General features: G+C 65.7%; 19 protein-coding genes and 2 pseudogenes. 6 read left to right on the top strand and 15 right to left on the bottom strand.

Annotated features, from left to right (window positions below; genetic code table 11):
- Nucleotides 1–132 precede the first annotated feature (132 nt).
- From pstA to ACXMYJ_RS22645, 10 genes and pseudogenes are all read right to left on the bottom strand, one after another.
- On the bottom strand, nt 133–1,041 hold the full coding sequence (pstA, locus tag ACXMYJ_RS22690) for a phosphate ABC transporter permease PstA (protein ID WP_048424138.1): 909 nt from the start codon (nt 1,039–1,041) through the stop codon (nt 133–135).
- Nucleotides 1,041–2,006: a phosphate ABC transporter permease subunit PstC gene (gene pstC, locus ACXMYJ_RS22685; RefSeq protein ID WP_053079395.1), complete on the bottom strand. Its 966-nt coding sequence runs from the start codon at nt 2,004–2,006 to the stop codon at nt 1,041–1,043. The genes pstA and pstC overlap by 1 nt, the downstream gene beginning before the upstream one ends.
- Nucleotides 2,003–2,974 carry a PstS family phosphate ABC transporter substrate-binding protein gene (locus ACXMYJ_RS22680; RefSeq protein ID WP_236694298.1) on the bottom strand — a complete coding sequence of 324 codons (972 nt, stop codon included), beginning with the start codon at nt 2,972–2,974 and terminating at the stop codon, nt 2,003–2,005. Before ACXMYJ_RS22680 ends, pstC begins: the two co-directional genes overlap by 4 nt.
- 476 nt (nt 2,975–3,450) lie before the next feature.
- Nucleotides 3,451–4,860, bottom strand: a complete 1,410-nt coding sequence (locus ACXMYJ_RS22675; protein ID WP_460358909.1) for an FAD-dependent oxidoreductase — start codon at nt 4,858–4,860, stop codon at nt 3,451–3,453.
- Between the two features lie 81 nt (nt 4,861–4,941).
- On the bottom strand, nt 4,942–5,367 hold the full coding sequence (locus ACXMYJ_RS22670; RefSeq protein WP_048424135.1) for an arsenate-mycothiol transferase ArsC: 426 nt from the start codon (nt 5,365–5,367) through the stop codon (nt 4,942–4,944).
- Between the two features lie 4 nt (nt 5,368–5,371).
- Nucleotides 5,372–6,043 (bottom strand): arsenate reductase ArsC, encoded by a 672-nt coding sequence (locus ACXMYJ_RS22665; RefSeq protein ID WP_048424134.1) that lies wholly within the window; start codon nt 6,041–6,043, stop codon nt 5,372–5,374.
- 31 nt (nt 6,044–6,074) lie between these two features.
- Nucleotides 6,075–7,160: pseudogene (gene arsB / locus ACXMYJ_RS22660) on the bottom strand (ACR3 family arsenite efflux transporter); the annotation flags it as partial.
- Nucleotides 7,157–7,531, bottom strand: a complete 375-nt coding sequence (locus tag ACXMYJ_RS22655) for an ArsR/SmtB family transcription factor (RefSeq protein WP_048424132.1) — start codon at nt 7,529–7,531, stop codon at nt 7,157–7,159. The gene ACXMYJ_RS22655 and the pseudogene arsB, both read right to left, overlap by 4 nt.
- 155 nt (nt 7,532–7,686) lie before the next feature.
- Nucleotides 7,687–10,032, bottom strand: a complete 2,346-nt coding sequence (locus ACXMYJ_RS22650) for a tyrosine-type recombinase/integrase (protein WP_419125596.1) — start codon at nt 10,030–10,032, stop codon at nt 7,687–7,689.
- 32 nt (nt 10,033–10,064) lie between these two features.
- Complete coding sequence (locus ACXMYJ_RS22645; RefSeq protein WP_048424170.1) at nt 10,065–11,288, bottom strand: tyrosine-type recombinase/integrase; 1,224 nt, start codon at nt 11,286–11,288, stop codon at nt 10,065–10,067.
- Between the two features lie 81 nt (nt 11,289–11,369).
- Between ACXMYJ_RS22645 and ACXMYJ_RS22640 the strand changes: the two genes are divergently transcribed.
- The 5 genes from ACXMYJ_RS22640 to ACXMYJ_RS22620 all read left to right on the top strand — a co-directional run bounded on the left by ACXMYJ_RS22640 (nt 11,370) and on the right by ACXMYJ_RS22620 (nt 15,596).
- Nucleotides 11,370–11,600 carry a thermonuclease family protein gene (locus tag ACXMYJ_RS22640; protein ID WP_419125598.1) on the top strand — a complete coding sequence of 77 codons (231 nt, stop codon included), beginning with the start codon at nt 11,370–11,372 and terminating at the stop codon, nt 11,598–11,600.
- Between the two features lie 86 nt (nt 11,601–11,686).
- Nucleotides 11,687–12,268, top strand: a complete 582-nt coding sequence (locus ACXMYJ_RS22635) for a hypothetical protein (protein WP_094295090.1) — start codon at nt 11,687–11,689, stop codon at nt 12,266–12,268.
- 2 nt (nt 12,269–12,270) lie between these two features.
- A complete protein-coding gene (locus tag ACXMYJ_RS22630; protein WP_460358905.1) occupies nt 12,271–12,846 on the top strand; it encodes a hypothetical protein in 576 nt (191 codons plus the stop codon).
- The gene (locus ACXMYJ_RS22625; RefSeq protein ID WP_460358903.1) at nt 12,822–14,642 is read left to right on the top strand and encodes a hypothetical protein; all 1,821 of its coding nucleotides are present in this window, start codon (nt 12,822–12,824) and stop codon (nt 14,640–14,642) included. The genes ACXMYJ_RS22630 and ACXMYJ_RS22625 overlap by 25 nt, the downstream gene beginning before the upstream one ends.
- 90 nt (nt 14,643–14,732) lie before the next feature.
- Nucleotides 14,733–15,596, top strand: a complete 864-nt coding sequence (locus ACXMYJ_RS22620) for a DUF4226 domain-containing protein (RefSeq protein ID WP_460358901.1) — start codon at nt 14,733–14,735, stop codon at nt 15,594–15,596.
- A 48-nt stretch (nt 15,597–15,644) separates the two neighbouring features.
- Here ACXMYJ_RS22620 and ACXMYJ_RS22615 read toward each other — a convergent pair whose 3' ends face one another.
- From ACXMYJ_RS22615 to ACXMYJ_RS22600, 4 genes are all read right to left on the bottom strand, one after another.
- Nucleotides 15,645–21,077: a DEAD/DEAH box helicase family protein gene (locus ACXMYJ_RS22615; protein WP_460358899.1), complete on the bottom strand. Its 5,433-nt coding sequence runs from the start codon at nt 21,075–21,077 to the stop codon at nt 15,645–15,647.
- An 86-nt stretch (nt 21,078–21,163) separates the two neighbouring features.
- Nucleotides 21,164–21,772, bottom strand: coding sequence for a hypothetical protein (locus ACXMYJ_RS22610; RefSeq protein ID WP_238382157.1), 609 nt, complete (start codon nt 21,770–21,772; stop codon nt 21,164–21,166).
- Nucleotides 21,773–22,187: 415 nt separating this feature from the next.
- Nucleotides 22,188–23,384, bottom strand: coding sequence for a helicase associated domain-containing protein (locus tag ACXMYJ_RS22605; RefSeq protein WP_460358897.1), 1,197 nt, complete (start codon nt 23,382–23,384; stop codon nt 22,188–22,190).
- A 649-nt stretch (nt 23,385–24,033) separates the two neighbouring features.
- Nucleotides 24,034–24,414, bottom strand: a complete 381-nt coding sequence (locus ACXMYJ_RS22600) for a WhiB family transcriptional regulator (protein ID WP_094295085.1) — start codon at nt 24,412–24,414, stop codon at nt 24,034–24,036.
- A 405-nt stretch (nt 24,415–24,819) separates the two neighbouring features.
- Here ACXMYJ_RS22600 and ACXMYJ_RS22595 point away from each other — a divergent pair, with 405 nt between their 5' ends.
- Entirely contained in the window at nt 24,820–25,458 is a 639-nt protein-coding gene (locus ACXMYJ_RS22595; RefSeq protein WP_460358895.1) for a helix-turn-helix domain-containing protein, read from the top strand.
- Between the two features lie 16 nt (nt 25,459–25,474).
- Here ACXMYJ_RS22595 and ACXMYJ_RS22590 read toward each other — a convergent pair.
- Nucleotides 25,475–26,133 (bottom strand): annotated as a pseudogene (locus tag ACXMYJ_RS22590) (hypothetical protein); the annotation flags it as partial.

Here is a 26,133-nt window from a genome sequence, read left to right as displayed (position 1 = left end):
GTACTTTCCTGGTGCTCAGCTTGGCGAGGAGGGCTTTCTCCTGCTCGTCGAGCTCAGCGGACGCGGCGGCGGGCAGGGTGGCGGGGGTCGACTCGTTCATGAGGAAGTCTTTCTGAGAGTGGGGGTGGTCGGTCACCAGCGGCGCTGGAAGCGGTTGCGCATCCAGATCGCCAACGCGTTCATCGCGAGCAGGATGATCATCAGCAGCAGGATCGTGGCCCAGGCCAACTTCACGTTGTCGGCCTCGGGCAGCTTGACCAGGTTGAAGATCTGCACCGGAAGCACGGTGTAGCGGTCGAGCACCCCGTCGGGATTGACCGTGACGAACACCGTGGCCCCGACCAGGATCAGCGGCGCGGCCTCGCCGATGGCCCGCGACAGCGCCAGGATCGTGCCGGTGGCGATACCGGACACCGCCGACGGCAGCACCTGCCGCCAGGTGGTCTGCCATTGGCTGGCCCCCAACGCCAACGAGGCATCCCGGATGTCGCGGGGCACCGCCCGCAACGCCTCGCGGGTGGTGATGATGATGACCGGCAGGATCAGCAGCGCCAGTGCTGCCGAGCCGGCGAGTGCGACCGGCCCGATCGACAGCGGTCCGCGCACCACGAACGCCAACGTCAGGATGCCGTAGATGATGGTGGGCACCGCCACCAGGTTCTGGATGTTCAGTTCGATCAGCCGGTTCCACCACCGGGTGTTGTCGGCGTATTCCTCCAGGTAGATGGCGCCGGCGATGCCGACAGGCAAGGCCAGCACGATGGTGCCCAGCATCACCCACAGCGTGCCGAAGATCGCTGACTGCACCCCGGAGGTTTCGGGCCGCAACCGTGAGGGCTGCTCGGAGATCAACGCCCAGTCCAACCGGGAGAGGCCTTCCACCAGGATCGCGCCCAACACTGCGAGCAGGAACAAACACGAGACAACCAGGCACGCCCACAGCGCTGCGGCGAACAGCACCGAGCCGATGTCGGGCTTGGTCTTGCTGTCGGTGCTCAGGTCTGGGCGGGCCACGGGCGGATCAATCGTTTGCGAAGTCATCAGTAAGCCTGTCGATATTTGCGCACCAAAGCGATGCTGAAGATGTTGATCACCAGGGTCATCAGGAACAACAGGGCCCCGACCGCGAATAGCGAGTAATAGACCGGGCTGCCCTGCGGGGCGTCACCGCTGGCGACCTGGGCGATAAATCCCGTCATGGTCTGAGCGCCCACCAGCGGATTGATCGTGAACACGGGCTGGCTGCCCGCCGCGATCGCGACGATCATCGTCTCCCCGACCGCCCGCGACATGCCCAACACGATCGCGGCCACGATCCCGGACAGGGCGGCGGGAATCACGACCCGCACCGTGGTCTGCATGCGATTGGCCGACAACGCATACGACCCTTCGCGCATCGCTCGCGGCACCGCGGACATCGCGTCCTCCGACAGCGAGGCCACCGTCGGCACGATCATGAAACCCATCACGATGCCCGGGGACAGGTTGTTGAAGATCTGCGCGCCGGTCACCGACTGCAACACCGGGGTGAGCAGCGTCAACGCGATGACGCCGTAGACCACCGTCGGCACGCCGGCCAGGACTTCCAGGATGGGTTTGACGGTGCGTCGGACACGCTCGCTGGCGTACTCCGACAAGTAGGTGGCCGCACCCAAACCCAGGGGTACCGCCACCGCGAGCGCGATCACCGTCGTGGTCAGCGTGCCCATCACCAGCGGCAGCACCCCCCACTGCTTATCCGTCCACGACGTCTTGGCCCCAAAGCCGGCCGTCCAGGTGGTGCCGGTGAGGAATTCGACGATGCTGACGTTCTGGAAGAACGTCAGCAGCGGGGTCAGCAGCGCGATCACGATGCCCACGGTGACGGCCACCGACAGTAACGCCGAGGACGCCAGCAGTGCCTTGATAACGGCTTCGCCGGGGCGGCGGCGACCGGTGATCAGGTCACCGCCGGCGCCCAGACCAGGATCGGTCGGGGCGCCCGCGGTCACAGACTGTGAACTCACTTGCCTTCCTTGGCGTGCAACGCGTCGAGGTCTGCACGTGCCGTCGCGAGCTGCTCCTCGGTCAACGGGATGAACTTGGCCGCTTCCACGATGTCGGTGTTGGAATCCAGGTAGAAGTCCGCGAACGCCACCACCTGCGGCTTGGCCAGGCCAGCGTCGGAGACGTAGATGAACAGTGGCCGCGACAGCGGCTTGTAGGTGCCGTCCTGAGCGGTCTGCACCGACGGAGCCACACAGCCGTCGCCGCCGTCGACCTCGATGCCCTTCACCTTGTCGGCGTTGGCTTCCAGGTAGGAATAGCCGAAGTAGCCCAGCGCGCCCTTGGTGGCCGACACACCCTGCACCGTCACGTTGTCGTCTTCGGTGGGGTTGTAGTCGGTGCGGCTAGCACCTTCTTCCCCGTTGATGGCCTGGGTGAAGTAATCGAAGGTGCCCGAATCCGACCCCGCACCGAACAACTGCAACGGCTCATTCGGGAACGACGGGTCGACCTCATTCCAGTTCTTGACCGTCGAGCCCGGCGCCCAAATCTTCGTCAACTGGTCCACCGTCAGGCAGCTCGCCCAGGTGTTCTCCTTATTCACCACCACCGACAGCGCGTCGTTGGCCACGATCAGCTCGCTGTATTCGATGCCGTTCTTGGTGCAGATTTCGATCTCACTGTCCTTGATCGGCCGCGACGCATCCGAGACGTCGGTCTCGCCGGCGCAGAACTTCTCGAACCCACCGCCGGTGCCCGAGGTGCCCACCGTGACGTTGACATCCGGGTGCTGCTCCATGAACAGCTCCGCGGCCGCCGACGACAGCGGCTCAACCGTGCTGGAGCCATCAATGACGACCGGACCAGACACTTGGCCCTCCACTCCCGAGGCGCCGCCGTTGCCACCCCCACCGCAGGCCGTCAACGCCAATGCGGCGGCCGCACCCATCGCCGCCCAGCCCGCGCGCTTCCGAAGGCGGATCTTCACATGCATCTCCTCATCGCTGAGACACCTCGAAGTCCACATCCAGGTGCCGGTTCATCGTTCTGTCGGGTACACAAAACACAAGTAGTATGAACGGAATATGAACTGACATTGACAGTGCCAGACATGTCTCGCGAGCACCGCTGATCATCTAAGGGAGATGCCGAAGGGCGCATCCGCGCGAGCACTAGCGCGATGCAGTGCGGGCGTCGAGTCGCCCCAGGTGCTGGGCGGGGCTGATCCTTTGTTGCTCGCACCGGCAGACAGGCAGCGCACCTGTGATCCGACGTGCGCCCTCGGCTGCGGCGACGGGTTCGCACACCTGCGTCGATGACGGGTTTAGCCGGTGAGTTTGTCTTCGCGCGGAACGGAGCCTATCCGGGTCCGCGTGCAATCGGTTCCCGCTGCAGATGAACCAGCGGCCCGACCGTCAGCAGGGGCCGAAAAAGCGTGGGACGGTACCGTCGTTGATGCCGGTACTAGCGAACGGCGCCGGACAACAGAGTCCGTGTCCATACCTGGGCGGCCATCTGGGTGGCATCCCACGGTGATCCCAGCGGCGGGGTGTAGGACAGGTCCAGCGCCGAGAGTCCGTCAATGGTCATCTCATGGAAGAGTGCGGTGGCGTAGGTGTCGACCCGTTTCGACACTTCGGCACTGCGGTGGCCGACGAGTTGGGCACCTAAAAGGCGGCCGCTGCGTTGGTCGCCGGTGATCCGGATGTGGATGGTGGTGGCGCCAGGGTAGTAGGCCTTGTGGTCATCCGGGGTGGCCGCGGTGGTGACCGGTGTCCAGCCTCGGTCGGCGGCGAGTACTTCGTGGTCGCGCAGGCCGGTACGGGCGGCCACCAGGTCGAAGACTTTGACGACCTGGGTGCCGAGGCTGCCGGCGAAGCGTGCCGCTCCTCCGAGGGCGTTCTCCCCGGCGACGCGGCCCTGCTTGTGGGCGGTGGTGCCCAGCGGCAGCCACGTCGGGCCGAGGAGACGGTGGTGGGTGTGCACGCAGTCCCCGGCGGCGAACACATCCGCCAGGTTGGTGCGCATGGACTCGTCGACGGCGATGGCACCTTTGATTCCGAGTTCGGCGCCGGCATCGGCGGCCAGCTCCACATCAGGCTTCACACCGACCACGACGAGCACGAAATCGACTGTCTGCTGCAGTGTTTCGCCGCCCCGGTGGGCGGTCACCGTCAACGCGCCGGTGGCGGTGCGGGTGACGGCGGAGACAGTGGTGTTGGTGAGGACCTGCACGCCGTGGCGTTCCAGTTCGTCGTGGACCAGGGCGCCCAGCTCGGGGTCGACGGTCGGGAGCACTTCGGGGAGCGCCTCGATCTGGGTGACGGCGATCCCGCGGGTGGTGAGTCCTTCAGCCATTTCCAGGCCGATGTAGCCGGCGCCGATGATGACCGCGGTCTTGGGGTCGCGCTGTTGTAAGGAGTCCATGACGGCGAAGGTGTCGCCCATCGAATGCAGCAGGTGCACGCCATCTTTGGGGCCGAGTGCGCCCGGTCCGGTCAGGCCGTCGATCGGTGGGAGGGCGCTGACGGCGCCGGTCCCCACCACCAGGGCGTCATAGGACAGTTCAGTGGGCGCCCCGGTGGGGTCGAGGATGTCGAGGGTGTGCTCGGCGACGTTGATTCGGGTGGCGCGGGTGTCGGTGAGGACCCGCATGCCGGTGGCGGCCAGGTCGTCGGCGCTGCGGTGCGCCAGATTGCTCCAGTGCGTGACCTCCCCGGAGACGTAGTACGGGATGCCGCAGATGGAGAAGTTCGGGTAGGCGTCGGCGACGACCACGGTGACGTCAGTGCTGGGGTCGAGTTCACGGATGCGTAGGGCGGCGCTGATTCCGGCGTCGCTGCCGCCGATCGCGACGATGTGGCGTGCGGGCATGACGAAGTCTCCTCGGTGGCATCGAGTGGCAAAAGGGGTGTGCTGCCGCGCTGCAGCTGCGAAACCGGGTTTGGGTGGGTGTCAGGACGTGGAAGTGGTCAGCGTGGTGTGCAGCTGCTGGACGCGGGTGGCGATGTCGTCGCGGACCAGGCGCATCCGGTCCAGGCCGTCGATGCCGCGCTCAGACGGTTCGTCGGTGTCCCAGTTCTCCACGCGCGTGCCCGGCAGCGGATCCAGGGTGGCTTCGCGGCCGAGGGTGACCACGAGGTCGACATCGCGAGCCAGCTCGTAGTCGACCGGCTTGGGCTGCTCAGCGGTGATGTCGACACCCACTTCGAGAAGGGCCTGGGCGGACAGCTCGTTGACCGCGGTGCCGGGTTTGGTGCCGGCCGAGTACACGATCACCGTATCGCCGGCGAGTTGGCGCATGAGACCGGCGGCCATCTGCGATTTGCCGCCGTTTTTGACGCAGACGAACAGCACTGAGGGCGTGTGGGTCTCGGTCATCGGGTCAGGCCTGTTGGGCGGTGGCGTGGAGTTCGGCGAGCAGGCGTCGGACGCGTTCTTCGATTTCGTCGCGGATGGGGCGGACCGCATCGACGTCTTGGCCAGCGGGGTCGGGTAGCTCCCAGTTTTCGTAGCGCTTGCCGGGGAAGATGGGGCAGGCATCGCCGCAGCCCATGGTGATCACCACGTCGGCGGCCTGGACGATCTCGTCGGTCCAGGGCTTCGGGAACTCGCTGGTGATGTCGATGCCGACCTCGGCCATCGCCGCGACAGCCGAGGGGTTGATGGCATTACCGGGTTCGGAGCCACCCGACCACGCCACCGCGTCCTCGCCGGCGAGGTGGGTGAAGAAACCCAGCGCCATCTGGGAACGACCCGCGTTGTGGGTGCACAGGAACAGCACGGTGGGCTTGCCGTCACTGATCTTGCCCTCCACTCGAGCCAGGGCGTGCAGGCGTTGGCGGGCGAACCGTTCGGCCAGCAGCGGAAGGAAGTTGGGGATGGTGGCGCGGCCGGCGAACTGGTCATAGGAGGTGTGCAGGAACCGTTCGATCGTCTCGACGCCGAAGCTGTCGCCGAAATCGCGCTCCAGCCGTGTCGCCGCGGTGGTCAGGGCGTGCTGTTGATCGATGGACAGGTCGCGGTGCGGCCGGACGGCGGCGGGGCTGTTAGACATGGTGCTACGACTCCTTCGTCGTCGAGATAGTGGCTGAAGATGCAGTGCTCTGATCGGCGAAACGTCGCCGCAGGGCCAGTGATACGTAGACCAGGGCGACCAGGACGGGGACCTCGATAAGGGGGCCGACCACCCCCGCCAGGGCTTGGCCGGAGGTGGCACCGTAGGTGGCGATCGCGACGGCGATGGCCAACTCAAAGTTGTTGCCCGCCGCGGTGAATGCCAGCGTCGTGGTGCGCTGATAGCCCAAACCGATCGCGGCGCCGAGCAGATAGCCCCCACCCCACATGATCGTGAAGTACACCAGCAGGGGCAGCGCAATCCGCACCACATCCAGCGGCTGGCTGGTGATCTGATCGCCCTGCAGTGCAAAGAGAATCACAATGGTGAACAGCAGGCCGTACAATGCCCACGGCCCGATCCGGGGCAGGAACTTCGACTCGTACCAGTCGCGGCCCTTCGCCTTCTCCCCGAGCCGGCGCGACAGGTAGCCGGCCAGCAGTGGGATGCCCAAAAAGATCAGCACCGACTTGGCGATCTGCCACGGCGAGGTGGCGATGGTGGTCTGCTCCAGGCCCAGCCAACCGGGCAGGACTGACAGGTAGAACCAGCCCAGGACGGCGAACATGATGACCTGAAAGATCGAGTTCAGCGCGACCAGGACGGCGGCGGCTTCGCGGTCGCCGCAGGCCAGGTCGTTCCAGATGATCACCATGGCGATGCAACGGGCCAGACCGACGATGATCAGCCCGGTGCGGTACTCGGGCAGGTCGGGCAGCATTAGCCACGCCAGGGCGAACATCAACGCCGGACCGAACACCCAGTTCAAGAACAACGAGGACAGCAGCAGTTTGCGGTCGCCGGTCACGGTGTCGAGGCGGTCATAGCGGACCTTCGCCAGCACCGGATACATCATGATCAACAGGCCGAGGGCGATCGGCAACGAAATACCGTCGACCTGAACGCTTTCCAGCGCGGTATTCAACCCCGGAATCCCCCGACCGAGCAGTAGCCCGGCGACCATCGCGACACCGATCCACACCGGCAGGAACCGATCCAGGGTGGACAACTTGCCCACCACCGGCGTCGAGGAATTCGAGGCCACCGTGTCGGTCATGCCGTCACCCCTGCCAAGGCTGCGGTATCGAGATCCAAGAGCGCTGCGATCTCACGCAGCGCCTCGGGGACCACGGCGTAATACACCCACGACGCCCGGCGTTCCGACGTCAGCAAGCCAGCGTCGCGCAGCACCTTGAGATGATGCGACACCGTGGGCTGCGAGACATCAATCCCACCCGAGACGTCACAGACGCATGCCTCACCACCGGAATGACTGGCGATCGCACTGAACAGCCGCAGCCGCACCGGATCAGCCAGCGCCTTCAACTTTCTAGCCACCTCGACTGCGGTCGGCTCACTCAACGGCTCACGCAGCAGCGGCGGCGTCACGCAACACGCGTCCGCGACCGCGCCCTCTGGATTCGACATACATCGATATTGACAGACATCGAATCTGCGGGCAAGCGAACACTTGGTGAACTCGCGCTGATAGTGATCAGGTCTTCACTCTGTCCGAGCGAGCCGCCCGCTCTGTATGTCACCAGCCAGCACGAGGGCTGACAGAGGCAGCCTTGCCGGTGCTGTCAGAACGTGCGCGGGGCCAGAAGTACTGGGGCCGCGTCGGCTAGGGCTGCGAGTCTGGCCGCCTTGCGGTCGGCGTGCTCAATGGTGATGCGCAACTGATTCACGTCGCCCAGCCACCGGTTCTTGTGGGCTTCGTCGACCTGGGCGCGAAGGTTGTCGCGAATCGCGTCGAGCCTTTCAGCCTGGGAGGGCTCTACCTCGCAAAAATCGCAGCGAAGGCAAGCATGTTCATGAGTGCAGTCAGATCCGTAGGGACGATGGCAGTTGCCGAGCGCAATCCGGCGCTGGCCGAAGTGCTCGATGAAGTCGTCCCACTCAACTTGTGTGGGCTCACGGTATTCGGCGGAGGGTCGCGCTTGTCTGCGGTTGTCGATGAAGCGGTCGTACGCTTCGAAGACATCTTTCTGATACACCGCGGTGTATCCACGGGTGACTTCGATGTTGTTGTGGCCCACGATCCTTGCGGCCAGATGAATGGGAAAACCAGCGTTGACGATGTCGGTGATGAAGATGCGACGGAAGTCATGGGGCGTGAAATAGAGCGCGGCACCATCGGCGCCCGTCAAGCCCATGTCGTTGGCCAACTCCGACAGCCATTTTCGGACTGTGCATTGGTTGATGACGCGGGAACGTCCGCCCTCGCGGATCTGGATCAGATGTGGCAGCGGCGCCGATACTTGGCGCTCCTGCGTGTCGATACGGCAGCACAGCGGGACCCGGCCGTCGATGCTGACAAACTCCACCAGTCTCGCCAACGTGGTCGTCAACTCCGGGCTGCAGGGAAATATCCGCTCTTGATCGGTCTTGCTGGGTGCGATCTGCAGGAGCGGGATCACGGTGCCATCGGGCTTGCGGTACTGCTTAATGCTCAAGTGGGTCAGTTCGAGCATCTCTTCGATCCGGATGCCGGTGTGACGCAGGATCTCGATGATCGTCCACGTCATGAAGGCGCGGGTAACGTTGTGGTGTAGGTCCACTCGTGTCTCTGCCCCATCTCGCAGGGTGTTGATGCGTACCCGATCGGCGTGTTTGCGCGGGGCGTGCTTGATGTAGGTGTTCCCCTGCACGGAGAAGGGTTCTTCGACCGGCGCGGTCTTGGCTGCGTCTTGCAACTCGACGGCTTGCAGGTAGGCGGCTCGGGCCGCGGCGACGAGTGCATCGATGTGCGGTGCGAGGGTGCGGGTGCGTGCTTGCATGCGGTGTGCCCGCTGGGCCCGGCGCTTCTGTTGACCTCGGACGTCGCGGATGCTGACCGGACACGCGACAGCCCAGTGCGCCCACGTTGAGGGATCCTCGTGGGCCCAGGCGGCCACATCGAGGTAGAAGCTGCGGACCGCTCCCAGAATGCTCTCCGCGTGGCGGCGCGGTGTTCCGTCTGGTTTGGTGCGCAACCACTCCTTCCATGCTGTCGCCTGGGCTCTGGTCAGGCTGATTGTGTCGATGCCGGGATTGGCGTCTTCGATCGGCTTCCAGAACAGCTTCACCAGGTTTCGGCTTGTTCCGTCGAGGCTGGCGTAGTCTTGGCCGGCGGCGATTTCAGCAAGGTAGGCAATCAAGAGCCTGCGAACGCTGGGGGCTCGCACGTCGAAGCGGTCGACCAGTTCGGTGGGATTGAGGCGTTTGGCTATTAGGTAGCGCCGCAGATCGTCGGCTTCACCGGCGAACAGCCCGCCGCGGCGTCCGTAGTGCCACATGGCGTGAAGATCGCCCGGCGTCCTGCCGGTCGTGGTCAGAAATTTTCGGTAGCCCAACACGTGCTGGCTCTGCAACTCGGTGATTGGCAGTCCGTTGACGATGCTGATGCGCACAAGGTGGGTGACGGCTCGCCACGTCTTCAGTTCGGGTGCGCCCTCGTGCTCGGCAGCGGCGAAGTAGCGATCCCACGCCGCGGGTTCGTGGGTGGTTGTCCAGTCGCGGTAGAAACGGGCCTGTTTGTTCTCGATCAGCCAGTCGTAGCCTGGGCGAATCACGCCCAGGAGAATGAGGGCATTGATTGACAGCCGCGCCCCAAGCCGCGTGTATGAACCCGTCGACAAGGCGGGACACCAAGCTTTCGGCTGGTTGTCGGAATCGCTGGCTTTCCAACGGTCTTGATAGCTTTCGCCGGCGTAGCCGTCCAACCAGTCCAGCAGTCGGCTCAGCCAGAGCCGGGCGCCGCTGCGGGCTTCGGCCTCACTGCGATACTTCGCACTCATCCGCGCCATCACCAGAGGAAGCCCGGAAGCAATGATGCGCTCGCGTTCAACGGCGGTGACGGTGTTTCCGAACCACGGGTGGTTCTCGGCCATCGGCGACAACGGCGGCAACACTTCGACTGGATGGTTGGCGAACACAGACGAACTCACCAGTGACTGTGCACGTGTAAGAACCCGCGGCATCAGAAGGTCCGCCCAAACAACACCTGGAGGTCTTCTGCCGCGTAGCCCTTCCCCGGCACGGGTGGAGGCATAGGGGGCTTGCTCCAGTGCTGGTCGAGTTTGTCGATGAGTTCGGTGAGGCTGGGCCGCAGGTAACGGGTAGTGCTGGCGATCGACGAGTGGCGCATCAGCTCCTGCATCTCCGCGATCGTCATGTTCTCGTCTTGCGCGAGCCGCATGCAGAAAGTGTGGCGGAAGTCGTGCATGGTGACATTGGAGCCCAGTAGCGCGTTACTGCGCTCCAGGATCTGTCGCATAGCCCAGTAAGTCAGTGGCCGTCGGGAGCCGCGCAACGTCATCCAGACCGGCTCGTCTGGAGGCCCCACCGGGCGCTCAGCAAGATAGCGGGCGATCCAGAGATACGCTGCTGGACTGATGCGAACGAGAGCACGACTTCCACTGCCGCCCTTGGGAATGATCTCCGCTGTTTGATCCGCGGCATGAAGCAAACCCCGCCGCATACTGAGTAATTCGCTGGCTCGTAGGCCGGAAGAGATCGCGGTGGCGACGATGGCCCGGTCCCGGTTGGTTCTCAGCGTGGCGAACACCTCCTCGTAGAGGCCGTCGCTGAGTGCGCGCGGCGCTCGATCAGTCAACTTTTGCCGGTATGGGGCGCGCTTCTTCTCGTGATGGCTTGGACTGTCGAAAGGTTGACCATGTGCATCGAGTCGAGTGATATCTCCACGCGATTTCGGTACCGGATTCATCAGCGGCCCCAAGTCGGACTCGAGAGCGAACTCGTAGAAGCCGCTAAGAGCCGAGAGACGACGATTTATCGCCGACCGGGCGTACGACGAGTCGAGGTAAGGCTTGCCGGTCAGCTCATTCACCGAGCCCGGCGCGGGCCGGTGACTGTCCGATCCTCGGCGCCGTTGAGGATTCGCCCGACATCGGTACCACCGAACCCAATCACGAACTTCACTTCGCGTCGCGTTTGCCCAGGCAACGTGCACCGCATCGAGGAAACGAGTCCAGCTCAGCAGGTCATACGCATAGGCGCGCAACGTCGCCGGTGAGTTGTCGCAAGCGTCGAGATCGGCCAACCATAGATTGACGTGGACAATTTCTGCACCCGATCCGTCGACCAACCGCCACGGCAAGGACCCGGCCTCGCCATGCAGAACCGCACCGACCTTCGCGACATCGAGGCCCTCGACCGCTCTCAACTCGGCTTCGTCATCCATCACAGCCCCCGGTCCACAAGGTCAACGCTGCCGAGGTTAAACAGCCCGACCGACAAGCTCGCCCCTGCGTATTCTCGCCAAGTGCCCAGCCGAACTGCAGTTAACAAGACCCTGGCCTACGTCGAACTTGCTGACGGGCGCGACTTTGCCGTCACCGCGGTGGCGGCCGGCATGGCCCGTCCCTACGTGTACGGGGGCAAGCCGGTGAGCCGGTACCCCGAGATCATGGCCGCCGAGGAGCAGGCACGCGCCGCTGGCCGCGGGCTCTGGGGACCGCCATGCAACGGCAACACCCAATCGACTCCACTCTGACACAACGAACTATGCCAACGACGTCGACTACAAGTCCTGGGCCGGTCCATCGGATCGACCAGGCGATCGAAGCCCCCAACGTGGGAATGCTGTTGAAGCGAATCGAACAGATCTACCATCCATCAGCGAGGCTCACCGACGAAGCGCTGGCGGGCCTGAGCATCATCGAACTGCAGGCGTTCTGTGTGTGGCTCGCGCTACGGCGAGGGCACACGACCAAGCCCGTCGACAGGCTCACCAAGGACGCGCTGACGGTCCTGGTGGCACTCGGCGCCGACACCGGATACGACTTCGACGCCGGCTCCCAGCGCATTGTGATCATCGGGGCAGAGTCCGTATGGAAACTCGCGATGAATCCTGACGGTGAGGCCACGTCCAACCTTGAGGCTGCGGCGGCGATCGCGGCACCCGTCGCGCCCGCGCGGTGGACCTACGTTGCGGGCGTTCGTGTCCTAGAGATGGAGCGCGTCACGGTCGTCGAGCCAGACGATCTGACCGACGAGGAACTCCTGGCCAACCCGTGGTGGACCGATGTCGACGGGTGGACCCTCGGGCGCCGGCGGACAGGCCAGCTGGTCGTCTTCGACGCAGGGCAATTCGGTCCTGCCCATCGCGCGTACCTCCCCGACCGGTACCGCCACCGCATCGCACCCACGCGGAGCTCATAGCCGTGACTGCACCGGAACAGATTGCCGCACAGAAGCTTCGCGACATTGGGCTGTCGGAAACGCTGTACTCGCGCATCGACTTTGTTGCGTCCGCCGGGTGGCCTCCACGACCAGGGTGTCGGCGCTCGCCAGAGTTGTCCTCGGCTCGGATATGGGCCCGCATCGACCTGTCAGAATGGCTCGACACCTCACCTCACGCCTTTGGCCCTCACCGCACCAACGAGCTGACCGTGCTCGCCAACAGCGGCAAAGCGCTGCGCAACGCCGGGGAGGGCAGCGTCGTGCTGTGGGCGCTCGACATCATCGAGCCCGACACCTGGATTGCCCACCCCACGACTGCCTTAGCAGTCACTGAGTTAGTCTGCGTCGGACCGCATTTGACCGACCGGCTGGTAAACGCGACCTACGACAGCCTCACTGCCATCGGCTGGGCCGAGCATCCTGTCACGCACCCCAATAGCGCATGCGTGATCAACCATACGACCTGCAGCCTCAGCGCCTGGCACGACGGTATCGGTACCCCACAACACCAGCACCCACCCGACGTGTCGCAGTGGGCGACATCGCGGCCAGCATGAGGGGGCAGAACGCCCGGACGGATCTCGACGAGATTCTCGATCCGGACTGGTGGCGCAACCAGACGATTTTGAGTACGCGTCTGCGTGATCTCGTCGCGGGCTTCGACAGCATTGGCGCGTTCACCATTCCCTACGCGCGGCTGCCGAGGCGGCTGGGCGCCTACGCCGAGGAATACCCCCGCTGGGCAGACCTGGCGGACCTCACCCCCCAGGCATTGCTCCTGCGGCCGAAACTGGGCGCCTCCGCGGTTCGTGCACTAATCGAGGCCGCCCAGCGTGCCGTGCAGGTTCGGCACGACACCTTGGCCGCCGGCCGAGTCGGCGCCGATGCAGCAGTGACCCGCCTGGTCGACCAGCTCGACGACTTCGACCGTGAGATTCTCGCCGCGCAGGTCTGGGCGCTCGACCCCATTCCTCAGCACGCCGTCGCCGACCGTCTCGGGGTGCACGCCGCCTCGGTGGGCCGCAACCTGCCGCGGGCCCGGGCGCGGTTCGCCGAGTTGCTCAACGATCCCGCACATCACGAAGTTGGGGAGCACGCCGACGAAATGCGGCGACGCTTGGGCCCCTACCTTCCCGCGACCACTGCCGACCTCGAACTGCGTCGCCTGGGCTTGGACCCTACTGGCCAGGCCGCCGCCGTCCTTCTTCACATCGCCGGCCCCTATGGCCGCCGCGGCGACTGGATCGAGAACACCTCAGCCCCCGGGGGATCCCGCTCACTGGTGGCCGCTGCAGTCGACGCCATGTTCCACGCCCGTGACGTCGCCCCCACCACCGATGCGCTGCTCCACGCATTGACGAGCCTGGGAATGCCGACCGGTGTTGCCCTGTCCTATCTCGAAAGCCAGGCCGACCTTCGCCGGTTCGGCGATCTGTGGGTGCGTTGGTCAGGCGATACCGCCGCCAACATGGCGATTGCGGCACTGCAGGTCTTGGGAACCCCGGCGACCGCTGAGACCATCCATGCCACCCTGGGACTCGCGGACTCTATGGGCATCAGCCTGGAGCGCGTCAAAGCGGTTCTGTCGAAACACGACCGCCGCTTTGTCCGCACGAGCCGAAGCACGTGGGGGCTGCGGAAGTGGGGGGTTGGTGAGTACGTCAACATCGTCCACGCGATCGGCGAGTGCATCGACGCCGCCGGCGGCAAAGCCAGCACCAGTGCCCTCATCGAGGAGCTTCGGGCGCGGTACCCAGACATCACCGAATCGTCGATCCGTTCCTATCTAGGCACGCTGGTGTTCGTCTTAGAGAAGGGTGTCGCACGACGACGGACCAAGGCTGATGGGTGGCCCACGCTGCCGCGGCTGAACACCGTTCGCGGCGTTTTCCGCAACGGACCCAACGAGATTCGCGTAGCCCAGCTCGTCACCTCAGAAGTCCTGCGCGGATCGGGGCAGACCGTCCACCCGGTGGTGGCCGACGCCGCCGGCGTCTCCCCCGGCCAGCAGCGAACATTCACCGGCACACACGGACCGGTCACCCTGTCGTGGCGACTGGCATCGACAACTGGTGCCAGCATCGGCTCGCTCCGCACCCACGCCTTGGCTCTCGGCGCTACTGCCGGTGACACCTTGGTGTTGGCGTTCAGGGGCGACGATGCGTCCCTCGAGGTGGTCCGCTTCACGGCCGAAGACGGCGCCAAAACTCGGCTGCAAAAGCTGCTCGGCCACGCGGTGCGGAAGCCCGCATCCGCGCTCGCGGCCGCCCTGGAGTGCCGGCCGGAAGACGTCGGCGCGGTCCTTCGTGGTCGCGGTGACGATGAGTTGGCCGACCTGCTTGACCTCACCTGACCGAGCCGTGTGAGGCAAAACCGGCCGATTCGGCGGCAAAGTACGCGCTGGTGGTAGCGAGGCCACCAGGATGCGCCTATCTTCGTTGGCGTGGGTTTCTGGGAACAGCAGGTCAACGACCTGATGACGGGTATCGGAGGGCTGGGCGGCTTCAACCCGCCGCTGGATACGCCGACGCCGGACCCAACCCTGCCGCCATACCCGTACCCGAGTTACTACCCACAGATTCCTGGCCCTGATGGCGTCGCCCCGGAGGTGCCGCAGTACCCGCCCTACATCCCCGAACAGGACATGAACACCTCGTCGGGGATGCCGCGCTCGACACTGGACGGGATTCACGACGACGGCGGCGTGATCCTCAAGCCTCCTGGTGAGCTGGGGCCCCCGAACTATCCCATGGGCCCGCGCTACACAGAGTCGCCGGATGGGTCGGGGGTGTGGGTGCCTGACCACCGGCCCTATCCCCCGGGCTCGGTTCGGCCGGCGAGTTGGACAGGCAAGGGTGCTGAGGAAGCCGACGCGACCGACGCTTCGCTGCGCAAGACGCGCGATGCTCTGAATCAGGCTGATCAGGGGTTGGCGCAAAACATCACCGACGCGCACACCGCCGATGCGCAGTCCAAGGCGCAGCTGCAGCGGATTCAGCAAGAGATCCAGTTGGGCATTGCCGCGATGCAGCCGACCCTGGGCACCGCCGCCGGCCGCGAACAGCTCGCTGAGTTCCTGGACCGCAAGGCCTCCGAGGCCAAGCAGGTCGCCAGCAATGCTCAGGAGATGTCGACGCGGCTCGCGTCAAACTTTCAGACTGTCGGCCAGCAGTTCGAGCTGGCCAGCGGCCCCAACTTTGGGGACCCGTGGACCGACGACGAGGACGATTGGTGGGAGCCCATCGATCCCGGTGGTGCCGGCCCAGGACCGAATGTCGGGCCCGCAATCCCGCCGAGCATCTTGTAGGCCTGGCCCCGACCAACCCATATCCCCCCCTAGCGCCCATATGGGTGCTTAGTGGCCCAGGCTGGGACCGTCCTCGTCGCGGGTGCGGTCGTGGTCGCGGGGAGCGATATCGCGTTGGTGGTGTTCAAGCGCCATCCGTTCCCGAATACGCACGGCGCGGCGCACCGCGTCGGCGTTGGGGTAGCCGAGTTCTTCGACCAGCGCCGGCGTGGGGTTGAGCGTCAGACTCCACCCCGGTTCACGGCCGCGCATCTTCATCCGCTGACTGGCGGCTTCGGCGCGCGCCTTCGCCTCGGGGCTCTCGGCGGCCATCCGCAGTTCCAACGTCAGTGCGGACAGCTCGGCCTGCTTGGCTTCCAATTCGCTGCGCTGCTCGAACGGGGCCGGCGGATTCGCCAACAGGTCGTCGAGTTCCTCGCTCTGGCGGTCCTGTTCGCGCTGCAGGCGGACATGGTGGTCGGGCAGTCCGGTGTAGAGATTTTCGACGCGGCGCAGCAACCCCAGCTGTTTGGGCCCGGACACGTCAAGCCCGAGAGCCGATCCGGCGGCCAGCAGTTCAGCGCCGTCGATCTCGGTGGTGCGCGAGGGTACGTCCAATTTGAGGAGCAGCATGTCGTGGGTGAGGTCGCGGGCGCCCAGGACCTCGACGCCGTTGATGGCGGTTCCGATCGGCTCGTAGCGCGAGGCGCCGCGATCCTTGCCGGCCATGTAGGCCCGCCGGCAAGCCGCGGTGAGGGCGGCGGCGGCATCGGTGCGATCGGTGAAGGTGTCGGCGCCGACGACGATGCGGTGCGGTGCGTCGCCGCGGTCAGCGGCGGCCTGGGCCACGGGTGCCAGGGCCTCGATGTCGGCCTGCTTGGCCGGAATCGCGCGTTCGAGGACGCGGACCTGCCAGTCTCGGTTGCGCACCGACTGCTGGTGAGCCCGGTCCAGGGCGCTGAGGCGGCGCACGGTGTCGTCGAGTTCGACCTGGCGAAGGTACCGGGGATCACCGGTGGCGATGGCCTTCGTTTCGGCGGCCGCGGCGCCGATGTCTCCGCCACCGAGGTCTTCGATTTCGGAATCGAGGACTTCGTTGCGGCGGATCTGCTCGATGAACAGCGACTTGGCTTGGACACGCTGCCACATCACGGTGTCGTAGCTGGATTCGGTGACGTAGTTGAAGATGTCGATTTCATCGTTTTGGTTGCCTTGGCGCTGGATTCGGCCTTCGCGCTGCTCCAGGTCGGCCGGACGCCAGGGGACGTCGACATGGTGCAGGGCGGCCAGCCGGGATTGCACGTTAGTGCCGGTGCCCATCTTCTCGGTGCTACCGATGAGGACTGAGACGTCGCCGCGGTTGCATTGCGCGAACAGGGCTTTGAGCTGTGCGTGGGTACGGGCTTCGTGGACGAACCGGATGGCTTCTGCGGGCATTCCGCGGGCGACAAGTTCGTCTTTGATGGCTTGGTAGATGGTGAACTGGCGTGGATCCTTCGAGGGGGTGCCGCGGTCGCAGAACATGAGCTGCAGCGGGCCCCGGGTCGGGAGCAGTTCGCCGGTGTCTCGGTCTCGGTACTGGCGATCCGCCAGCCGGCGTTGCACGCCCATGGCGCGTTCGGCGACCTCGGCGGCTCGGCTGTGGGTGGGTGCGCCGAGGTGGGCCATCCTGGGGTCGAGGGACGCGTTGCGGCCGTCGTTACTGATCTTGAGGATGTTGTCACGCTGCGGGTTTCGCGCGTCGAGATGGTCGGCCCGCCAACCGAGGTCGGCAATGAAGTCGACGACCTCGACATCGGGTTGAAGGCTGACGATCTGGCGGGCGCCGGTGCGCAGCTCGGGCAGCTGCACGGGCACCTGGTCGCGGGTGACGACATCGGTATAGGCGTTTGTCAGTGCGAGCAGCTCGGGCAGGTTGGTGTACTTGGCGACGCGGGTGACCGGCCGCAGTTTGGTGCCGGTGGCGTTGACTTCGATGCTGGTGTGGGTGGCGGTGAACGCCGCACCCCAGTCGCCGAGGTCGGATACACCGGCTGCCTGCAGCAGGTCGGGGCGCAAGTAGTTCTGCATCACGAACAGCTCGCCCAGGGAGTTGGCGATCGGGGTGCCGGTGGCGAAGGTGGCCACGCGCTCGACGACGGCGTGCTCAGGAATGCCGCGGGCCCGGGCTTCATCGTGACGGCGCTCGCGCAGCACGTCGAGTTTGAGGCTGAGGTCTTCAGCGCGTTGAGCGGCGGTCGCGCACGACAGCTCCTCGATGTTGCAGACACGCTGCTTGTTCTTGTACATGTGCGCCTCGTCAATCAGGAGGTAGTCACATCCTGATTCCTCGAAACGCAGTCCAAGGTCTTTGGTTTCGGCGGCCATCAATTTCTCCAGGCGTGCCTGGGCAGACTTGATGGCCCGCATGATGGCCTTCTGACTGCGCTCGACGGTCGCGTTCTGCAACTGGGCCCGCAGCTCGTCGAGCTGGCGTTCGGCGTAGGCGGTGCGCACATCGTTGGACACGTTGATGGCGGTGAACGCCGATTGCGGCACGATCACCATGTCCCACTCGCTGGCAGCGCTCTGGGCGATGAACCGCCGGCGCCCTTCGGCGGTGGTGGCTGAGGAGCCGAGCAGGACGTTGGCGGCCGGATACCACTGCTTGGCCTCGCGTCCTACTTGCTCAATGATGTGGTTGGGCACCACAATCCAGGGCTGGCGGACCAGGCCCAGGCGGCGCAGCTCCATCGCGGCCATGAGCATCGTGCCCGTTTTCCCGGCGCCGACCACGTGGTCGAGCAGGGTGGAGGGCTCGTTGGTGATGCGGGCGACGGCGTTGCGCTGGTAGTAGTGCGGAGTGAAGTGGTCGGAGAGGCCCGGCAGCCGCAGCTGGCTGCCGTCATAGACCGGGGCGCGCAGCGAGTTGAAGCGTCGGTTGTATTCGGTCACCAGGGTGTCGCGGCGCTCGTCGTCTGACCACAGCCAGCGGGTGAACTCCTCGGTGATCTTGGCGCACTTGGCTTGCGCGGCGAACGTCGCTTGGGCGTCGACATCGCCTTCTTCGGTGGTGATGACCACGGCTTTGGAGTTGCAGACCGCTTCGAGGAGGCTCACCGCGTCGAAGTTGCGCTTCTGTAGGCCCCATTCGTCGGTCATGAGGCGGCCGTGGCGCTTGTAGCCGGGCACGTCGACTGTCCAGCGGCCGCCGATGTGTTCGGCCGTGACGCCGTTGATGCCGAAGGTCTTTTCGGCGAACGCGGCGATCACCGCGGCCGGGATCCACGGTGCGCCGGGGCGGACCTTGATGTCTTCGGCTTCACGTTGCTCGGGCTGCACTTCGCGCAGCGCCGCGACGTAGGGCTCGTAGGCGGGGTTGGTGTCGGCGGCTTCGATGGCGGCGGCGAGTTTGGAGCGCACGTTGCCTGACAGCGCGGTGGTGGCCGGGACTAGCTCGTCGGGATCGTCGAGACTCGGGTAGACCAGGCCGTCGAGCAGGGCGCGGGTGTCGTCTTCACCGATGCCGAGCAGCTCGGAGATCACGTCGACGTCGACGCGTCGGGTCCGATCGAGGCTCATCGCGAGCGCTTCTTCGGGGGTGTCGGCGGTGGTGCGCTCGATGTCAGCGGTGAGGACGTCGCGGCCGAAAATCGGTGCCTTGGTGGCGGTTCCGGTCTCCTCGTCGAAGTCCTCCAGCGAGGACACGACCGCCCAGCCGGGGTCGTAGCGCATGCCGCCTTCGAGGTGGCGGAACTTCTTGAACGGTTCCGGTGGCTGCCAGGCTTCGGTTTCCCACTGCTCGACCAGTTCGGCGGGCACGGGCCCGTCGTAGGGGCGGCCGGTGGTGCCCTCCTGCTCGCGCCAGGTCGCTTCGAGTTTGGCGATGCGCTTGTCGTGCAGGGCCTGAGTGGCGTTGCGCTGCACCCACTCGAAGCGGTTGACCGGTCCGCGCTTGCTGACGTAGTTGTCGTAGAGCGTGTTCAGGTGTGCGCGCAGCTGGTCGCGGTCATGCTCGGGCTCGCCATCCCGCTGGGCAGCGATCAGCGCGGTGGCCACCTCACGAAGCGCAATCAGCTCCTTGGTTTCCTCGATGAGGGTCTTGGGCGTCTTGTTCGGCTCCCAGCCATGCCCGGCCCAGAAGTCGATGCTGCGGGAGCCGGCGTTGTAGCGCAGCGTGTACAGCGGCGGGTCGTCGACCTGAGCGGCTTGAGTGCGCAGCCCGGGCGCGAAGCCGTCCTCGATGCCGCCGGAGAGGTCCTCGCTGCGGGCAGTGAGACCGAGGCCGCGCGCGACCGCCGCCGCCATCATCGGCTGGAGTTGATCGCGAATCTGATCAGCCAAGTCGTGCCCGGTGGCGCCGGCCACGGCGAGCTGAGGTGAGCCGTGCAGACCGTGACCCAGCTCGGTGGCACCCAGGACGCGGTGCGGGTTGTTGAGGAAATAGGCGTTGACGGGAACTTGTTCCTCGCCGCCGGTGCGCGGGTCAACCAGATCGGCGTCCTCGGTGTTGATCCAGTCCAAGGTGTCGAGATCGACCTGGACGCCTTCCTCGCGGCGGCGGAAGATCAGCAGGTCGGTCACCACCTCGGTGCCGGCGACACGGCTGAAAGCCTGCGACGGAAGCCGAAGTGCCCCGATAAGGTCGGCACGCTGCGCAATGTCCTGGCGTGCAGTCGTTTTCACTGAGTCCATGGTGTAGCGGCTGGTCAGCACGGCGACGTATCCGCCGGGGGCGACCAGGGACAGCGACTTGACGATGAAGTGGTTGTGAATGCTGTGACGGCGGGGGTTGTGCAGCGGGTCCGTTAAGGCGTACCGCCCGAACGGGACGTTGCCGATTGCCGCGGTGAAACTGCCGTCAGGGACGCGGGTGGTCTCGAATCCTTCATGGCGGACCTGAGCTGAGGGGTAGAGCAGTGAGGCGATGGCGGCGGTGATGTCGTCTGCTTCGACACCGACTAGGGTGGCGCCCTCGGGCGCGTGGCCGATGAATGTGCCGCTGCCACAGCCCGGTTCGAGTACCGGGCCGCCGGAGAAACCCGCCGCACCTAGTGCATCCCAAACCGCAGACACCACGGCGGGGTCGGTGTAGTGGGCGTTGAGGATCGAGGCCTGGGCGCGACGATACTGCTCGGGGGTGAGCAGGCCGGCCAAGCGCGCTCGTTCGGCGGCGAAGTCTTCTGCGCGGGGGTCGAAGACCTGCGGGATGGCTCCCCACCCCGACCAGGCAGCCAGGATGCGCTGCTCGGGAAGGGTTGCCGGTCGACCGGCGTCGCGCAGGGTGTGCACCAGCTCGATGGCGGCGAGGTTGGCGCGGGCACGCGCTTTCGCACCTGAGGGCACCAGAACATCAGTGCTGGCCGGGAAGTCGGCAGTGCTGCGAAACTCCTCTGCCACGACGGCGGGTTGCGCCAGTGCAGGCTCGCCGGCGGCTGTAGCCACCGGCGGGTCGACTGCCGCGGTGTCCGCTGCGTCACTGCGCTCATCCGCGTGCGGCTCGGCGGCGCTGTCGGCGCCCATCTCGGAGCCAATATCGGCTGCGAGATCATCGGCCAGGTCGTCGGAAACATCGTCGGCAAGGTCGTCGAAGAGCGAGACCTGGGGGCCTACCGCTCGGGCAGTCCGTCCGCGCGCAGGTCGCGGTAGATCATCTGCGCCAACTCGGCGGTCAACGGGTCCTCGGGGCGGGCGGGTAGCGCCAAGCCGTCCTCGGCCCGGGCCGACGTCAGGTAGCCCGCCTTGATCCGAAACGGACCCGAAAAGTCCGGGGCCGGCCACAGACGGTCGATCAACGCTTCGAGGGCCTCGGTCGGCTCGCTCTGATGAGCCGGGTTCGTCCAGCGCTGCTCCCAGCTGAGCTGCGCCGGGTCTGAGATCGGGTCGGGGCTCTCCCACTCCGGGGTGGTCTCGTCGGTCTCGATCAGGTCGTACAGCTCGTTGTTCAGCACCGTCTGAGCTGCCTGCGCCCGGGCCGCCTGCAGCAGTGCCACCTTGGTCGCGTGATTCGGGGTCTGGCCGTGGCGCTGACGACTCCAGGCTGCGAGCGCCTTCTCCCACAGCTCCTCGGCCATACTGGCTGCCATCGAGCTGATTTTGTCCGCTTCGGCGGTCAGGAACTGGTTGCGGCGCTCCTGCGTCCATTCCTCGGGCAGGCTCAGATCTGTCGAGTAGACGGTCTGCACCGCCTTGAGAATCTCCGGATCGATCACCGTCACCGCCTGCCTCGTCGAGGATGCTGAACAGATCCGGCTGGTTCGGGTCCGGCGCTCTGTTGCGGCCCATATTGTCCTCTCCTGGCTGACAGTGGCGGGGTCTGGGTAGCCCCGAGTGGCGAAGAACGCCCGTAACCGCCGATCACTGATGCCCATCGGCACCCTCGGCGTCATGGCCGCCGACCAATGTCAACGTCGACGAGCGGCACCGCCGGATGACATCCACGCGAGGCCGCGTGCAGCAGTGCGTCCAGAACGCTTCGCGATCGCATCACCCGTCGCCGGCCGCGCCACCCGCAGCTGCACGACGAACTACGCCGACTCCAAGGGCGTACACGTACCCGCACGATGCCGGGGGTGAAAGCACCGTTGCTGGCGTTCTCGACGACCAGAGCACGAGACACTGGATTTTTCGTCATCACGTCGGCCTCGGCAGCGCCAGGGTCTTCCACGACCACTCCGGGACCTGTTCGAGCCGGCGAACCTGATCCGCGGTGAGCTGCCCACGGCGATAGGCGAGGCGCTGGTCGACTGTCCACTGGCCCAACGTCAACCCGTCAGCGGTGCGAAATCTGACCGGCGGCCTCGCGTGACCGCAATCGGTGACATAGCGACGGAACTCCGCGTAGTAGTCATCCCAACTTCGCCTCACGCTGCGCAGGCGCCAGCGCCACCCGGGCAGGGTCTCCAAGCGCGTCACTTGGTCGGCGGCAAGTCGTCCGCTGGCATAACGTCTGCGCTGAATAACCACCCAGCGGTATGCCGCGTCATCGGGGCCAGGGCTCGCGTGCCCGTGCTCGGCGGCATAGGCCACAAGATCACCGAAGTTCCGGTCCCACACTGCTTTCAGGCCCTGGGCAACTTGTTCCCTGCCGTCCCACACCCAACCCGGCAGCGTTCCCAGACGTTGAGTTTTCTCCGCTGACAGAAGCCCTGCTCGGTAGTCATCCCGTTGCCGGCCGACCCACCCGCCCAGGCTGAAACCGTCGGTCATGTGGTCCCGCGGCGGCCGGGCCTCACCGTGGGCGCTGGCGTAGGCACGTAGCAGCTCGAAGGCCCGTTCCCAGGAACCCGCGGCTCTCGCCTGTTCTGGCTCCCATTCCCAGCCCGGCAGCGCCTCAAGTCGGCGGGCCCTCTCCGGGGCGAGGACTCCTTCGCGGTGAAACTCGCGTTGCTTGCTGACCCAGACGCCAAGCCTGATTCTTCCCCCAGTCGACTTGTACTCCGGTTGCGCATGGCCATGGGTGTCGACGAACTGTTGCAGCGCGGAAAAAGCTTGGTCCCAAATGCGTTGATACTCCGCGGAGCGATCAGGGGTCCAGGTCCAGCCGGGCACGGCTTCGAGCAGATTCTGCCGGTGCAGTGGCAGGCGGCCCGATCGGTAAATCGCGCGCTGGCGATCAACCCATGTCCCGATGCTGCATCCGTCACGGGTTATGCGTTTGATTGGCTGCGCGTGGCCGGCCTCGGCGACGAACGCGAGGAGGGCTTCGTAGTTGCTGTGCCACCGCTGCTCACGGCGGCCATGATGGGGCACCGCTGTGATGTGGACGCCGCGCGGACGTGACGTCCGGTGGTGAGCCGACGTGCTCTGCCGGGCGAGGCTGCTGCTCATCGGGTTGTCCTCCTTGGGCTTTACCGCCGGTGCTCAGCGGCGGTCGTGATGGGTGTTGCTTGGCGCCCGCACCGGCAGGGACTGCTGGTCGCGAGTCCCAGTAGCGGATCCGCTTGTTGCTTGCCGACCTCAGGCGCTGCACCGCACCGCGCGAACGCAGCGCCTCCAGCGCCCGGTACACCTGGTCGACGACGAGCGGAGTCGCGCGGTCGCGGTTGAGCCACCTCATAACGTCGGTAGTGCTGACCGGGCAGCCGATGCGCTCTAGTGCGGCGAGCACGTCCGCGGTCAGTGGCGTCGCCGGCATGGATCGAATGTCGAAGGTCGGTGCGCAGCGGCGGCGCTGGGCGCAGTGAATAGGGCATCAAGACTGGCTATCTCGCGGTCCGCGTCGGGGTCGACTGTCGCGATCCAGGCGCGCCGACATGCGCCGACCTCGGTTGCGACGACGGCACCTTCGCTGTGGAGGCTGCGGAGCAGTCGGTAGATGGCTTCCTGGGTGGGCGGCAGCGGGCGCGTGCTGCCCTGTACGGCGACGGCCGGCGCGCCCTGGCGTAGCTGCGTTGTGGTCAGCGGGTGCGTCGAACAGCGCAGGGCGGCGATAAGGTAGTCCCGCAGGATTCTGTTGGCGCAGGTCCTCGCGCCCGTACTAGGCACTGGCCGACTCCGCGACAAACGCCCCGGTGCCCGGGAACGTGGCGTTGTGCATCGCTTCGCGGATCGCCAGACACCGTAGACGGTGCGCCTCGGGCTGATGATCCATCGCAGAAACCACCATCGCCAGCTGCCGGCGCGCAACGAGGTGCTCCTCGACCGAGGCGTGCGCTCCAGGCAGATCCACCCCTGCCCACACACCATCGGTGGCTCCCCGGGCCAGGGCGCTGCGGGCGCAGGCCTGGCGCAGTGGGCAGTTGCCGCAGATCCGCTTGCACTGCTTGGTCTTGCGGTAGTCGAACCAGTCCTCGGGGTCGGAGTAGTTGCAAAGCCCGTTGATCTCCATCTTGACCGGATTGGCTACTAGATGTGTCATGACACCACCTCGCAAACTGGTCTGTAATTGTGTGTTAGTTGTGCCCTTATTGAGCATGAGGTGATCATAACCCCACCGATCGGCATCTGTGCAGCACAAATCTTCAACTGTCCACGGCGGACGCCGACATATGGACGATCGCGCAGCCCAGCGCCAGCCAGGAACACCTCGGAAAAAAGGCGCTCTAACTGCGCTTATGAGGAGTATCCCCAGGCGAAGGTGGGCAGCGATGTAGCTCTGCACCGGCCCCAAAAAATTCTTCGCAAGTCGCCGCTCGGGGCGGACATATTGCGCCTTAGTTGGTCATTTGTGGCGCACTTAGGTGGGCGGACACGGGTCAAACCTGCGGACCCGGCACGTAGTCAGATACGTGTCTGTTCCGCCTGCATGTGGTTCACTTTCAGTGTGGGCAGCGACATCGACGAGGAAGCGGACGAAACCACGCCTGCCAGCGGCGATGCTCTTGACCCTTCGCTCGCGCGACTGCGGGACTGCGTTGCGCGTCGCCGCGCTGAGCTGGGGTTATCCCAGCGTGCGTTGGCCGAGATCGCCGGGGTGTCGCTCGGCACGGCAACCAGGCTCGAACGCGGGGCTGGCCCGCCTCGAGTGAGCACCGTGCCCAAACTGGAGGACGCACTGCAATGGCCGCGCGGCACGTTCCAGGCCATCCGCGACGGCGAAGATCCGCCGAAGGTGCCTCCGCGCGACCCCGATACCGGCGTCGACCGCACGGAAGTTCTCCAACAGCGCCTGGCCTCGGCCGGCGGGATGCGCAACGCCACCCAGTACGGTCAGGCGCTCTCCATCGCCTCGGCCGTCGTGGCCATCACCGCGGTCTGTCTGGAGGTACTGACCAGCGAGCTCAATGATCCCGGTGCACGCGCGGCGGCGCTCAACGCGCTCGACGCGAACATGCGCAAGATGGAAAGTCTGATCGCGGCCAGCCTGCCCGACGCCGAATCCTTTGACGACGCGATTGCCGTGATGCGCGAGGTGCACGAGAGCCGCGAGTCCATCCAAAAGGCTGCGGAGACACTCGAATAACGCGACCCAGGACGGGTCAGTATCCGCTGTAGCCGCCGCCGATGCTGGCGATGTGGACGTGGTTGAAGTGATTCTGGTTGGGGTCTCCGCGATCCGACATTCCCGACGAGCTGCCGTCCGCGTTGTGCTGAGTTTGGCGCCAGATCGCGTGATCGAGCCCGAGTTCTTGCGCGTTGGCTTGAACGAACTGCACCACCCGATCACCGAGCGCCTTGCCGGCGGGGGTGTCCCACTGCGGGATCATGACGTCGATGGCCAGCCCGGACGGATGCCACTTGAGCGAGTCTTGCCGGAACCCACCGATGTCTGTGATTTCGGGGAAGGCGGCACTGATTGCGCGGCTGAGACGGCGGGTGTACTTCTGCAGGCGCGACTCGTTCGCCAGACCTGGCCGGTCGAGCCCCGGCATACCCGGCACACCGGACGAGCTGGATCGACCGGACGACGATCTGCTCGCCAGTCCCGCCTTGGCGATCGGGGTGAACAGGCCGCCGAGGCCGCCAAGACCGCCGCCGCCGAAGCCGCTCATCGGCGATCCGCCGCCGCCACCCATGGGCATTCCCATGCCGCCGCCCATGGGCATGCCGCCGCCCATCGGGCGCCCGCCGTAACCACCACCAGCGGCGCGAATCATGTTCGCTAACGCGACGTTTCGCTGTTCGGATTTGGTGAGCA

Source organism: Mycobacterium sp. ZZG (genome assembly GCF_054786995.1).
Note: the sequence above shows the minus strand (reverse complement) of the source record. Positions and strands in the feature narration are given on the sequence as shown.